The organism is Iamia sp. SCSIO 61187 (assembly GCF_019443745.1).
Taxonomy (GTDB): domain Bacteria; phylum Actinomycetota; class Acidimicrobiia; order Acidimicrobiales; family Iamiaceae; genus Iamia.
On the sequence record NZ_CP050948.1, the window covers coordinates 1,464,939 to 1,477,656 of the forward strand.

The following is a 12,718-nucleotide window of genomic DNA, read 5'->3' on the forward strand; positions in this document are numbered from 1 at the left end:
GTGCGCCGAGCGCGGATGGAGCCTCCGCCTCACGGCACCACGACCAGCTGCGGGGGTCGGGTGGTCTCCCGGCTCGAGTAGACGGCGCTGTTGGTGCTCGGGGTCGTCAGGCGCAGGGCGAGGGCGCCGTCGCCGGCGACCGCAGCGGTGACATCGACCTCCACCCAGCTCCCCGCCGTCGTCGCCCCGAGGGTGGCGACGGCGCTGCTCAGGGCGGCCGGTCGGGTGTTCCAGGTCAGCGAGGCCTCGGTCCACCCCGCGCCGACGGGTGTCACGACGCCTCCGGTCGGGCTGGCGTCGGTGACCCACAGGCGCAGACGGGCCGAGGTCGGTGCCCCGCCCAGGCCCGACAGGTCGAAGCGCACGTAGGACTCGTAGGCCGGCGTGGGCGCCCGCACCTTGAGGTCGGCGGTCGTTCCGTAGCTCTTGGAGGGGCTGCCGCTCTGGACCAGTCCGTCGGCGGTGGCGGTGAAGGTCAGGGGTGTCCCTGTGGGTGGTGCGGTGGTGACGGTGACCCAGCCGGTCTGGGTGATGGTGTCGCTGCCGGCGGCGTTGGTGGCGGTGAGGCTGACGGTGTAGGTGCCGGGGGCGCTGTAGCGGTGGGTGGGGTGCTGGGCGGTGGAGGTGGCGCCGTCGCCGAAGGTCCATGCCCACGAGGTGGGCGAGCCGGTGGAGGTGTCGGTGAAGGCCACGTCGAGCGGGGCGGTCCCGGTCGCCGGTGAGCGGGTGAACGACGCCGACGGCGGCGTCGGCGGTGGCGGTGGTGGTGGGGGTGGCGGCGAGGTCCCTCCGGCGGTCACGACGAGCTGGGGCGGGTGGGCTCCCTCGCGGCTGGAGGTGATGAGGCTGTTCGTGCTCGTCGTGCGGATCGCGAAGGCGACGGGGCCGTCGCCGGCGACCCCGGCGGTGACGTCGTACTCGACCCACTGGCCGGCCGTGCTCGCGCCGGCGGAGCCGAGCGGCCCGCCGATCGCGCCCGGTCGGGTGTTCCAGGTCAGACCGCCCTCGGTCCAACCGGTCTGGACGCCCGTCGCCGTCCCCGAGACCGGGCTGGCGTCGGTCACGAAGAGGCGCAGACGGGCCGAGGTCGGTGCCCCGCCCAGGCCCGACAGGTCGAAGCGCACGTAGGACTCGTACGCCGGGTCCGGGGCGCGGACCTGGAGCTTGGCGTCACCACCGTAGGACCGGGTGGGGGAGGACGACTTCACCAGTCCGTCGGCGGTGGCGGTGAAGGTCAGGGGTGTCCCTGTGGGTGGTGCGGTGGTGACGGTGACCGAGCCGGTCTGGGTGATGGTGTCGCTGCCGGCGGCGTTGGTGGCGGTGAGGCTGACGGTGTAGGTGCCGGGGGCGCTGTAGCGGTGGGTGGGGTGCTGGGCGGTGGAGGTGGCGCCGTCGCCGAAGGTCCATGCCCACGAGGTGGGCGAGCCGGTGGAGGTGTCGGTGAAGGCCACGTCGAGCGGGGCGGTCCCGGTCGCCGGTGAGCGGGTGAACGACGCCGACGGCGTGACCGGGCCCGGCCCGGGCCCGCCCAGCGGGTCGTAGTGCGTCCAGTAGCGACGGGTGCTGTCGTTGGTGGCGAGCACGACGAGGCCGGTGGCCGACGACACCGTCTGCTTGGTCGACGTCGGGTTGTTGATGTCGGCGCTGCTCGCGTCGGTCAGCACGGGCGTGCCCGGTCCTGACGGGAAGTCGATGGCGGAGAGGGGCGCGCTCTTCTCGTAGATCGACCCTCCGGCCTGGCCGCGCGTCGCGAACATGTGGACGCGCTGGTGCTCGGAGTCGACGACGGCGATGGGGCGGGTGTGGTTGTCGCTCCCGAGGCCGTAGGTGTGGCTGCTCCACGTCCCGGTGGCCGGATCCCGGTCCAGGAGGTGGGTCAGGACCGACGACCCCGACCGGGACGTCTTCACGGCCGCGAGGACGCGGCCGCCCACGTCCTGCACGGCGGCGAAGTCGATGTGGTCGTCGGCTGCGCCCGCCCCCGAGTAGGCGATCTCGCGGGCCGACCACGTCCCGGGTGCGCTGGAGTTGAGGTGGTAGGCGAACGACATCGTCTCGTCGTCCTGGTTGCTCCACAGGATGCCGATGCGGTCGCTGCGGTGGGCCACCACGGCCGAGATGTCATCGGAGCTGGCGTTCGAGCCGGCCACGGGCAGGGCGAACGGTGCGGACCATGCCGTGTCGGCGGTCGTGGTGTGGGCCACCATCACCTGGCCCCCCTCGACCCAGGTGGCCCAGAGCCGTCCCGTCGGCTCCCGGTCGATCACCAGGGTCTCGGACCGCACGCCGTTGATCGTGACCGGGAAACCGGGGTCGGCGCTGTAGCGCTTGGTCGCGCTGTCGTAGCTGTAGCGGCGCAGCTGCGCCGGTGCGGTCCCGCCGCTCTCGGAGAACACGTGGTTGGCGATGTACAGGTGCTGGCCGGTCCAGAGCGCGTCGCTCCGGCTGTTCGGTCGGGTGTCGACGAGGGTGCCGGTGTCGACCCAGGTCTGGCGGGTCACGTCGAGGCGCCAGATGTGGAAGTCGCCGCTGGCGCTGTCGTAGAGCGTCGCCCACCAGAGCCCGTCGTTGAACCACACCTTGCTCTGCGGCTTGGAGCCGCTCGGCGATCCCGAGGCCCCCTCGTACGACGGTCCCTCCCAGCCGACGTCGCCCGGGTCGGCCGCCGAGGGTGCGCCAGGGGTCGCAGTGACCCCCAGCCCGGCGAGCCCCACGACGACGGCGAGGATGGCGACGACCCGCTGACGGGTCCATCGCGGTGCCGAGCGGGTGCTCATCGGGCAGTCTCCTGCGGGTCGGGGCCGAGGGGATCACGTTCGCAGGGGCCCGTCGACTCGGTCACCGCCGCGGGGGTGAGGGCGCCTCCCCTGAGCGGCTCGTCCCGACGTCAGCCCGTGCGGCGGCTGCTGGCGGCCACGGCTCGGCCCCCGCGCCCGGTGAGGGTGTAGGCCCACGTCTTGTCGGTCCGACCGGAGCCCGTCACCACGCACTCCCGGCGCACGAGCGACTCCTCCGCCAGCTTGGTCAGCACGGGGATGACGACCAGCGAGCTCAGGTGCGTGCGGCGGGCCACCTCCAGAGGGCCGAGGGGCCGCTCCGCGTGGCCGAGGCAGTCGAGCACGCTCCGCCGTGCCACCTCGTCGTCGGCTCCGGCGTCAGATCCATCCGGTCGCATCGGTCCTCATCTCCTGCTGCATCGTGTGGCGCACGAGCTCACCGACCCTCAGGCCGGAACCCGCACCATCCCGGCCTCCACCGCGACGGCGACGGCCGCCACCCGGCTGTGCACCCCGAGCTTGAGCAGCACGCTCTGGACGTGCGATCGAGCGGTGGCGTGCCGGACCCCGAGGCGCTCGGCCATGCGAGCGGTGGAGTCGCCGTCGCTGAGGCTCTGGAGGACCTCGACCTCTCGCTCCGTCAGGAAGTACGGGACCCGGGCCCGTTGCACGGGACGGGCGACCGTCCCCTCGGCCGTCCGTCCCTCGACGAGGGCGACGATGGCCTCGGCCGAGAGCGACTTGGAGCCGACGGCCGTCGCCCCTGCGGCCAGTGCCTGGGCGGCGTGCCCGGGAGCGCCGGACAGGACCACCACGTCGACGAACGGCGACACCTGGGCGATGGCGTCGAACACGGCAGCGGGGCCGGCGTCGTCGAACATCAGGTCGGTCACGCAGACATGGGGATGGTGCCGCAGCACCAGGTCCGCCAGCTGCTCGGGCCGGGTCGCGGTGGCCACGACATCGTGGCCGTGGCTCCGGAACATGGCGGCCATCGAGTGCATCACGATCGGATGGTCGTCGCAGAGGACGAGGTCCATGGATGTCCCTCCTCGCAGTGCCGGTCCCCCCGGCAGAGACGTCGGTGGCAGCACGATGCGTGCCGCCGTTCACACCATGTTCGCTCAGAGTGAACCAGAATGCTACCCTTCGACCGCTTTTCGGGGATGGTCACCCGTCCGGACCACGATTCTGGGGTAGGGTCCCTCACCCCCCCACGGGGGGCACCTCGGCCCGAAGGGGTGCAGGTTCTGCAGCGATGAGCCTCTCACTGCTGGTCGTCGACGACCACGAGGGCGTGGCCAACGCCCTGGCCGAGCTGATGAACGCAGCCGGCTGCGATCCGGTGTTCCTCGCCGACTCGTCCAGCACGGCGGTGAACGTGGCCCGGAGGGAGCGGATCGACGTGGCGACGATCGACCTCGACCTCGGGGGGGAGGACGGCCTCGACCTCCTCGCCCTCCTGATCGACGAGCACCCGCACCTGCCCCTGCTCATCCTCAGCGCCACGTCCACCCCCGACGTGGTCGTCACCGCGTTGCGGGCCGGGGCCGCCGGCTACGTGCCCAAGACGGCGTCGTCGGAGGATCTCCTGGCGGCCGTCCGGGCGGCCGCGGAGGGGCACATGTGGCTCCCCGTCGAGCTCATCGGGCCCGTCGTGGAGCTGATGAAGGAGCCGGCGCCGCCGTCGGACTGGGAGATCCTCGTCGACACGTTGTCGGAGAGGGAGCGCCAGGTGTTGGGGCTCATGGTCGACGGCCTGAGCCGGAGCGAGATCGGCACGGCCCTGTCCATCTCGCTGAACACGGTCCGCACGCACGTCAAGAGCATCCTGGCCAAGCTGGGCGTCCACGCCAGCCTCGAGGCGGTGAGCCTCGCCCTGCGCGCCGGCATCCGTCCGGAGGGCCCCGGGCGCGGACGAGGAGGCGTCAGGCCTGGAGCGGGACCACCACGGTCAGCTGGGCCCCCCCGAGCGGGCTCTCCCGGAGCTCCAGGTGCCCGGAGTGCCCCTCGATGACCCGAGTGACGGTGGAGAGGCCCAGCGACGCCCGGCCGGCGACGGCCTCGCCGAAGCCGGGCCCCGAGTCGCCGACGGCGATCCGGATCGACCCGTCGCTGATGGCCAGACGGACCTCGACCTTGCCGTCGGGCGAGGCGGCGCGGGTGGCGTTCTCGACCAGGTTGTAGAGGCACCGGTGCCACTCGACCGGGTCGCCGTCGATCGATGCCGGCACCACCTCGAGCGAGATCTGGCCGGAGTAGGTCAGCTGCGACCGGTCGACGACCTCCTGGACGACCCGGGCCAGGTCCACCTCGGAGACGACGGACCCGATGTCGAGCTGCCGCTCGCACACCTCGGCGATCAGCCGCACCTCGCGCTGGAGCTGGTCGAGGAGCCGCGTGGCGGAGGCGGCGACGGCATCGGTCGCCCGCAGCGTCCCGATCAAGGCCTGCATGATGGCGACGGACTGCAGGAGGTCGTGCGCGGACCGCCGAGCCTCGTCGCCGTGCCGCTCTCTCGGCGTCATCTCCGGATCCCTCCTCTGGCTGCGGCCCCACGACCCTACGTCGCGGCGCGTCACGTCGTGCCGCGAGCGTGAGGGGGACCGCTCCCCCCTCAGCGGAGGGTCACACGCACGGCGTCCACGACGACGGCGGTCCCGTCGCCCGGCGCCGGGCGTATGCACAGCTCGTCGACCGTCCCGTCCCCGGCGGTGAGCCACGGGATGTCCGCGCCCTGCGCCAGGACGGCGCCGTCGGTGGAGCTGACGGTGATGTCCGCGGTCCGGGTCGGCAGCTCGAGCCGGACCGAGATGACGAGGACGGCACCGGCAGCGACGGGGAGGCCCGTGACGCGACCCGCTGACGTCGACCAGCCGGCCAGGCCGAGACGGCTCAGGCGCACCGAGGCCACCGAGCCTCCGGTCCCCCGCACCGTGAGGAGCCGTGTGTCGGCCGTGCCGGGCGCGCCCGACGATCGCATCGAGGCCTCGACGGTGACGACCTCGGCGGGCAGCTCGGGGATCGGTCGGCACGCCGAGACGGGGTCGGGCCCACCGACGAGCTGGAGCGACCGGGACGGGAAGGAGGGGTCGTCGACGACCACCCCCACGGGGGGGTCGGCATCCTCGGGCGCCCACGAGGTCGGTCCCGGCCCCCCGACCGGGAGGCTGTCGAAGGTGTCGTCGACGAGGACCGTGACGGCGTCGGCGCCTGCCGGTGCCGGAGCCTCCGGGGCCGGCGCCACGCCATCGGCCCAGGTGGACCAGCGCGTCGCCCCCGCGCCGGAGGCGACGACCACCAGTCCGCCGCCGGGCACGACCTGGCGGGGCAGCAGCGGCCGGGCCATCGGCGCACCGTCGACGCCGCTCATCAGGCGGCGTCCCACCCCCGGGGCGAACAGCGGCTCGGCCAGCGGTGCCTGCTTCTCCACGAGCGCGGTCGGCGCCCCCTGGCCGCGCACGAACCAGGAGATCACCTCGTCCTCCGTCGGGGGGACGATGGCGAGGACGCGGGCGGCCGATCCGTCGACGAGGAGGCTGGGCTGGGTGAGGCCGTCGGCCCCGCGCGCCACGACGGCGACGGTGGGTGTCGGATCCGGCGCCTCGTCGGGCGGCACGACCGCCAGGAGCAGCGACGGGGCCTGGTCGCCGGCGGCTCCGGGGGCAGCGGTCGTGGAGACCAGGACGGCGAGGGGCCCGCCGTCGGGGGCGGAGGCGGCGTCGACCGGCCCGACGCCCATGACGCCGGCCATCTCCACCTCGGACCGCCGCCACTCCTCGCGGCCCCGGGCGACCACGATGGCGTTGGCCGACAGCCGCCGCCACGTCACGACCAGCTCGTCCCCGACGGCGAGCACGTCGTACCCGCCCACGTCGGTCGCCGCCCCCTCGACCGGGAGAGGTGTCCACCCGGCCCACCGGGGGGCACGCCCTGCGGTGCGGGCGACCTCGAGGCCCTTGCCGCGGGGGCGGACCAGCCATGCCGTCCCGTCGGTGGTCACCGCCAACCGGGCCAGCGGCTCGCCCTCGGTGGTCAGCTCGATCGGGTGGTCGGCGGCGGGCACCCACCTCCGGGCGGACGCGGACCAGCCGAACCGGTGCACCCGGAGGGCATGGCCGCGGTACGCCCGCCGCCCGGTGGATGCCACGACCAGGTCCTCTCCGTCCCACGCCACGTCGACCAGGGCGTAGGGCCTCTCGTCGACGAGGGTGCCCGTGTCGATCCACGGGCCGTCGGGCCCGGAGAGCCCCCAGATGCGGTGGACGCCGGAGACCGGGTCGGGGAGGACGGCCCACCAGGTGCCCGTCGCGAACCAGGTGCGATGGGTGCCTGCCTCCTCGGCCGGCAGCTCGAGGTCGGCCGGCCGGCCGGGTCCGTCGACCAGCGGCGGGTACGACGGCACGTCCGGTGGCCGATCGAGGGGGTCGGGCGCAGCGACGGGGAGCGCCCCGCCGCGGACCCGGCCGGGCGCCGCATCGGCGAGGGCGGCGCGCCCCGCCGATGCGGCCACGGCCAGGAGGACGGCGGCGACGCCCACCGTCCTGAGCCGCGAGCGGTCGAGCCAGATGGAGCGTCGGTCACTCACCGCCGCGCTGCACCACCGATCGCACGGTGGCCGCCAGGATCCAGAGGTCGACCGGCAGGCAGCAGTGGTCGATGTAGCGGACGTCGAGCCGCAGGCGCTCGTCGAAGCTCAGGCCGGTGCGTCCCTGCACCTGCCACAGCCCTGTCAGGCCGGGGCGGACCTCGAGGCGTCGGGTGTGCCACAACGAGTACGTCGCCGGCGCGAAGGATGTCGGCCGGGGTCCGACGAGCGACATGTGCCCGACGAGGACGTTGAGCAGCTGGGGCAGCTCGTCCAGGCTCGTGGCCCGGAGCACCCGTCCCACGCGGGTGATCCGGGGATCGTCGATGACCTTGAAGTCCGGCGCCGGCACGATGCTCAGGTGCTGGAGGGAGGCCTTGAGCTCCTCAGCGTTCTCGACCATGGTGCGGAACTTGAGCATGGGGAACCGGACGCCGTCCCGGCCGGTCCTCCGCTGCACGAAGAGGATCGGCCCGGGGGTGTCGATCGCGATGGCCAGAGCGATCAGCGCCATGAGGACGCCCGCGACCGGCAGGGCGACGATGCACACGACGAGGTCGACGCCCCGCTTCAGCATGCGGTAGCTCGTCCGGGGCCCCACGTCAGCCTCCCGCGAGGCGCGGGGCCTCGCCCATGGTGCCGTCGAGGTCAGCGGCCTCGGGCCCGGTGTCGGCGATGACCACGCCCCTCTCCGGCTCGACCGTCTCGTCCGATGGGTCGGCGAGCCGGGAGTAGAGCCCGTCGGAGGTGACCGCGTCCGTGGGGAACGACGCCCAGCGGACGTCGGTCGGGGGCACGAGGGGGGCGAGGCGGGCCGCGAACCGGGCCGCGCCGGGTCGGTCGGTCTCGACGAGGAGCACGTACAGCACTTCACCCGCACGCCAGGCCCGGTCCGTCGTGCGCAGGTGCGACACGACCTCGAGGGCGGCGTCGTCGTCGCAGCGCACCGACGCCAGCGAGAGCGGGTGGCCGTGCCGGCGGCTGCGGTCCAGCTCGGCGACTAGCACGTGGTCGGGCCGTTCACCTCGGACCACGACCGAGATGTGGTCGACGACCAGACCGAGCAGGGCGGTGGCGGCCAAGATGCCGCCGAGGATCAGGTAGACGGGGCGACTGGGGAGCATCCCGACGAAGCCCCGGGCCAGCAAGACCCCGGCGACCAGCAGGGACACGCAGCAGCCGAGGACGGTGCCGGGCCGCATGCGGGGCACGGCGCACAGCACGGCGTCGCCGCCGGACCACCGGCCGCGGCGGTCGTACCCGGACCAGGGAGACCTCCTCATGTGGTCGTCAGCTCCCGGCCGTAGACGCCGGCCGCCCAGGCCGCCATCGCCTCCAGCCCCACCCGCAGGGGGGTCGCGGGCTGGTAGCCGAGCACGGCTGCGGCCCTGCTGATGTCGGCGGCCGTGCTGCGGGCGTCACCCGCCACGGTGGGGGTGTGGTCGAGCGAGATCGGACCCACGATCTCCTGCACCAGGTCCACGGCGTCGGCCAGCGTGACCGGGTTGCCACCGCCGATGTTCAGCACGCCGTCCCAGTCGGCGAGCCCGGCTCGGTAGGTCGCCTCGACCGCGTCGTCGACGTAGGTGAAGTCGCGCGACGCCGACCCGTCTCCCCGGATGCCGAACGTCCCGCCCTCGAAGGCGGCCCGGAACAGCTTGTGGAACCCCATGTCGGGTCGCTGCCGCGGCCCGTAGACCGTGAAGTAGCGGAGGCAGGTGACCGGCAGCTGCATCTCCCGGTGGTAGGCCAGGCAGAGGTGCTCGCCGGCCAGCTTCGACACGCCGTAGGGCGAGATGGGCCGGGGCAGGGCCATCTCGTCGGTCGGCAGCATCAGGGCGTCGCCGTAGACCGACGAGCTCGAGGCGTACACGAGCCGTCGGATGTTCGATCCGATGCACGCCGCCAGCAGGTCCTGCGTGGCCGCCACGTTGTGGCGGGTGTAGTCGGCGAAGTGCGGTCCCCACGACCGGGTCACCGAGGCCTGCCCGGCGAGGTGGTACACGACCTCGACGTCGTGGAGCACGGACCGGGGGACGGTGCGGGACAGGTCGGCGGCGACGAGCTGGAAGCGGGGATGGTCGACGAGGCCCTCGAGGTTCCTCGTCTTCAGCTGCGGGTCGTAGGACTCGGTCAGGCAGTCCACCCCCACCACCTCGTGTCCGTCCTCGAGGATCCGGCGACTCAACGTCGAACCGATGAAGCCAGCTGCTCCTGTCACCATCACGATCACCGAGGGACCTCCATCCACGTCCGGTCGTCCGCACCCTGGTGCAGCCCAGGTGCGCCGACGACCGTCGGTGGGGTGATCTCGACTACCCCGTTCCTCTGGCCAGGGCCTGGTCAGGAGGTCCGCCCCCCGTCCGGCGCGCGTTCGCGGTAGGGGGTCTCACCCACACCGCGGTGCCCGGCGCAGGGGGCGCGGGCGAGCGTGGCCCTGTTCCGCCGAGGGACGAGGGAGGACGACGGGTCGTGACCGTCAAGGAGCATCAGGGAACGAGCGTCGCCGAGGTCGCCCTCGACCGCGTCCTCGCCCGTCTCGAGGAGCGTGGGCTGGCGGCCGCCGTCCTGCGCGAGCCGAGCCGGGACGGGCGAGGGGTGCTCGAGGCCGACCTGCTCGTCGACCCCGGCCAACGAGACCGGGTCGAGACGGCGCTGGTGGACGCCGGCTTCCGTCGCCGGCCGGGGTGGGGCCGCGACCCCCACCGGTTCTTCGTCCGACCCCTCGTCACCGGACCGGACACCGACTGGCTGAAGCTCGACGTCGTCACCGACCTGTGCTTCGGGCGCCGGCACGAGTGGCCGACGCGACTCGGACCCGACTGCCTCCGGGATCGCCGCCCAGGCCCCCGGCCCCGACTGCAGCCGGCCGACGAGCTGGTGGCCCACCTCCTGCACGCCCTGGTCGACCGGGGCGGCCTGCGCCCGCGCGACACCGTCGCCCTGGCGCAGCTCGCAGGCGAGGTGGACGGCGGAGGGCGGTTGGCGCTCGCCCTGGCGGAGCCGGGGATCGGCCCCGCGTCGTTCCCGGGCCTGGTCGCCGCCGCCCGGGACGGGCGGTGGGACCTGGTGCGGTCGGCGGCGCCCCGGCTGCGTCGGCGCCTGGTGCGCCGTCACCCGCTCCAGGGTGCCCGTCGGAGCCTCACCCACCACGTCCTGCGCCGCAGCGGTCGTGTCCTGCGCCCGCTGGCGGGGGCCGGTGCCGTCGTCGCCCTCGTCGGGCCCGACGGCACCGGCAAGTCGACCCTCGTCGCCGGGCTGCTCGACGACGTGGGCGTCCCCGCCCGGGCGCTCTACGGGGGCACCTACCGGAGTGGGACGACCGCCTCGGCTCCGGGGATCGCCACGGCGCGGGTCCTGGCCCGCCTGGTCGCCACCCGTGCCGCGCTGGCGTGGCACCGCCGCATGGGTCGGCTCGTCATCCTCGACCGCCACCCCGAGCAGGCGCGTCCCGTCCCGTCCGACGGCGTCGGCTGGCGGACCCGTGTCCGGAGGACCGTGCTGGCATCGACGCTCCCGTGCCCCGACCTGCTCCTCATCCTCGACGCACCCGCCGACGTGCTCCACCGCCGCCGTCCCGAGCACGACGTGCGTCGCCTCGCCGGCGACCGCGCACGGAACCTCGCCCTCCAGATGGCGGCACCGACCCACGTCGTCGACGCCACCGCCTCCCCCGAGGCGGTGCGGGCCCGGGCCGTCGACCTGATCTGGCGTCACGCCATCCCGACCGGTACCGGCGCCCCGGTGCCGGCTGCGGGGCTCTCGTGAGCGCGACCCCCGCAGCCGTCGACGAGCCCGCCGCGCCGAGGGACGAACGACCTGGGCACGGGGCCGTCGAGGGCCAGATCCGCGGGTCGAGCCTCCTCCTCGTCGGTCGGCTCGCCTCGATGGCGGCCAACATGGCGATCCAGGTCCTGGTGGTCCGGGCCCTGGCCCGCTCCGACTACGGCCTCTTCGCCTACGCCATGTCGGTGGTCACGGTCCTGGCCACCATCGTGACCTTCGGGCTGGACCGCGGCCTCGCTCGCTTCATCGTCGTGTTCGAGGAGGAGCGCGACTACCCGCGGCTCTGGGGCACCATCGTCATGCAGGTCACGACGATCCTCGGGTTGGGGGCGGCGGCGGCCGTGGTGGCGATCGGCTTCCAGGGCTGGGTCGGCGAGACCGTTGTCGCCGACCCCCGCCTCGCCCAGCTGCTGGCCGTGATGGTGCTCCTCGCCCCGCTGCAGGCCCTGGACAGTGCGGCCGCGTCGCTGTTCGCCGCCTTCGGTCGGTCGAAGGCCATCTTCTTCCGCCGCTACGTCCTCACGCCCGTCCTCCGCCTCGGCGTGGCCGGCCTGGTCCTCCTGACCGGGGGCGGAGTCGTCGCCCTCGGAGCCGGCTACGTGCTCGTGGGCCTCGTCGGCGTCGCCGTCTACGGCTCGCTGCTGGTCCGGGCCTTCCGCGACCGCGGCCTGCTCGACGATCGTCGGGCGCGATCCCGCGAGGGGATCCGGCTCCCGCTGCGGGAGATCGGGGCGTTCACCGTGCCCCTGCTCCTCAGCGACGCCATGTTCGTCGTCCTCAACACGTCGGACGTGGCCATCCTGGGACGGACGCACGGCGCCGATGCGGTCGCCGCCTACCGGTCCGTCCTGCCGCTCGCCCACCTGAACCAGGTGGTGATGAACAGCTTCGCCCTGCTGGCGGGTCCGTTGATGGCTCGGATGTGGGCGCGGCGCGACCGCACGGGCCTGGCCACCGCCTACTGGCGCACGGCGGCGTGGGTGGCGGTGCTGACCTTCCCCATCGCCGCCATCACCGTCGGGCTGGCCGATCCGGTGGTGGCCCTGCTCTTCGGAGCGCGCTACGACGGATCGGGCACCTACCTGGCCATCCTCGCCGCCGCGTTCTACGCCAACGCCGCCCTCGGCTTCAACGGCGTGACGGTGAAGATGGTCGGCCGAGTGTGGCTGATCGCGGGCACCGCCGGCGCCGCCCTCGTCATCAACCTGGTGCTGAACGCGCTCCTGATCCCGGCGCACGGCGCCCTGGGTGCGACCTGGGGCACGGCCGGTTCGGTCGTGGCCTACAACCTGCTCAAGCACCTGGCCCTGCGCCGCGCCACCGGGGTCGAGCTCCTGCCGGAGCGGTACGCCAGCGTCTACCTGACCATCGGCATCGCTTCGACCGCCATCGTCGCCAGCGCCGTCGTCGACCTGCCGCTCCCGGTGGCCCTGGTCGTCGTCGCCGCCAGCTCCGGCGCCGTCCTGTGGGTGGGCCGGCGCGAGCTCGCCGTCGACGCCATGTTCCCCGAGCTGCTCCGCATCCCGCTGCTGGGGCGGTTCGTCGCCCCGGGGAGGCGGTGAGGTGG

The 12,718-nt window shown here is 73.8% G+C and carries 11 protein-coding genes; 3 read left to right on the forward strand and 8 right to left on the reverse strand.

Annotation, left to right across the window (positions count from 1 at the left end; translation table 11 throughout):
- Positions 1-29: 29 nt before the first annotated feature.
- The 3 genes from HC251_RS07160 to HC251_RS07170 form a co-directional block, all read right to left on the reverse strand.
- Positions 30-2,777, reverse strand: coding sequence for a DNRLRE domain-containing protein (locus HC251_RS07160; protein WP_219944612.1), 2,748 nt, complete (start codon positions 2,775-2,777; stop codon positions 30-32).
- Between the two features lie 110 nt (positions 2,778-2,887).
- Positions 2,888-3,136 carry a helix-turn-helix domain-containing protein gene (locus HC251_RS07165; RefSeq protein ID WP_219944613.1) on the reverse strand — a complete coding sequence of 83 codons (249 nt, stop codon included), beginning with the start codon at positions 3,134-3,136 and terminating at the stop codon, positions 2,888-2,890.
- Positions 3,137-3,223: 87 nt separating this feature from the next.
- Positions 3,224-3,817: a response regulator transcription factor gene (locus HC251_RS07170; RefSeq protein WP_219944614.1), complete on the reverse strand. Its 594-nt coding sequence runs from the start codon at positions 3,815-3,817 to the stop codon at positions 3,224-3,226.
- A 218-nt stretch (positions 3,818-4,035) separates the two neighbouring features.
- On the opposite strand from HC251_RS07170, the gene HC251_RS07175 reads away from it, so the two are divergent.
- Positions 4,036-4,794, forward strand: coding sequence for a response regulator transcription factor (locus tag HC251_RS07175; RefSeq protein ID WP_219944615.1), 759 nt, complete (start codon positions 4,036-4,038; stop codon positions 4,792-4,794).
- Here the strand turns inward: HC251_RS07175 and HC251_RS07180 are convergent.
- From HC251_RS07180 to HC251_RS07200, 5 genes are all read right to left on the reverse strand, one after another.
- Positions 4,706-5,305 (reverse strand): HAMP domain-containing sensor histidine kinase, encoded by a 600-nt coding sequence (locus HC251_RS07180; protein WP_219944616.1) that lies wholly within the window; start codon positions 5,303-5,305, stop codon positions 4,706-4,708. The two genes, HC251_RS07175 and HC251_RS07180, sit on opposite strands and share 89 nt — an antisense overlap.
- A gap of 89 nt (positions 5,306-5,394) precedes the next feature.
- On the reverse strand, positions 5,395-7,365 hold the full coding sequence (locus HC251_RS07185) for a hypothetical protein (protein WP_219944617.1): 1,971 nt from the start codon (positions 7,363-7,365) through the stop codon (positions 5,395-5,397).
- The gene (locus HC251_RS07190; RefSeq protein WP_219944618.1) at positions 7,358-7,942 is read right to left on the reverse strand and encodes a sugar transferase; all 585 of its coding nucleotides are present in this window, start codon (positions 7,940-7,942) and stop codon (positions 7,358-7,360) included. The genes HC251_RS07185 and HC251_RS07190 overlap by 8 nt, the downstream gene beginning before the upstream one ends.
- 25 nt (positions 7,943-7,967) lie before the next feature.
- Complete coding sequence (locus HC251_RS07195; protein WP_219944619.1) at positions 7,968-8,648, reverse strand: hypothetical protein; 681 nt, start codon at positions 8,646-8,648, stop codon at positions 7,968-7,970.
- On the reverse strand, positions 8,645-9,589 hold the full coding sequence (locus HC251_RS07200) for an NAD-dependent epimerase/dehydratase family protein (protein WP_255566706.1): 945 nt from the start codon (positions 9,587-9,589) through the stop codon (positions 8,645-8,647). The genes HC251_RS07195 and HC251_RS07200 overlap by 4 nt, the downstream gene beginning before the upstream one ends.
- Before the next feature lie 248 nt (positions 9,590-9,837).
- Here HC251_RS07200 and HC251_RS07205 point away from each other — a divergent pair, with 248 nt between their 5' ends.
- Positions 9,838-11,133 (forward strand): hypothetical protein, encoded by a 1,296-nt coding sequence (locus HC251_RS07205; protein WP_219944621.1) that lies wholly within the window; start codon positions 9,838-9,840, stop codon positions 11,131-11,133.
- A complete protein-coding gene (locus HC251_RS07210; RefSeq protein WP_219944622.1) occupies positions 11,130-12,713 on the forward strand; it encodes an oligosaccharide flippase family protein in 1,584 nt (527 codons plus the stop codon). Before HC251_RS07205 ends, HC251_RS07210 begins: the two co-directional genes overlap by 4 nt.
- Positions 12,714-12,718 lie beyond the last annotated feature (5 nt).

Coding starts and splice junctions, on each gene's coding strand:
- HC251_RS07190 (WP_219944618.1), bottom strand. CDS start 7,942: ATGCTGAAGCGGGGCGTCGACCTCGTCGTGTGCATCGTCGCCCTGCCG.
- HC251_RS07180 (WP_219944616.1), bottom strand. CDS start 5,305: ATGACGCCGAGAGAGCGGCACGGCGACGAGGCTCGGCGGTCCGCGCAC.
- HC251_RS07160 (WP_219944612.1), bottom strand. CDS start 2,777: ATGAGCACCCGCTCGGCACCGCGATGGACCCGTCAGCGGGTCGTCGCC.
- HC251_RS07175 (WP_219944615.1), top strand. CDS start 4,036: ATGAGCCTCTCACTGCTGGTCGTCGACGACCACGAGGGCGTGGCCAAC.
- HC251_RS07195 (WP_219944619.1), bottom strand. CDS start 8,648: ATGAGGAGGTCTCCCTGGTCCGGGTACGACCGCCGCGGCCGGTGGTCC.
- HC251_RS07170 (WP_219944614.1), bottom strand. CDS start 3,817: ATGGACCTCGTCCTCTGCGACGACCATCCGATCGTGATGCACTCGATG.
- HC251_RS07200 (WP_255566706.1), bottom strand. CDS start 9,589: ATGGTGACAGGAGCAGCTGGCTTCATCGGTTCGACGTTGAGTCGCCGG.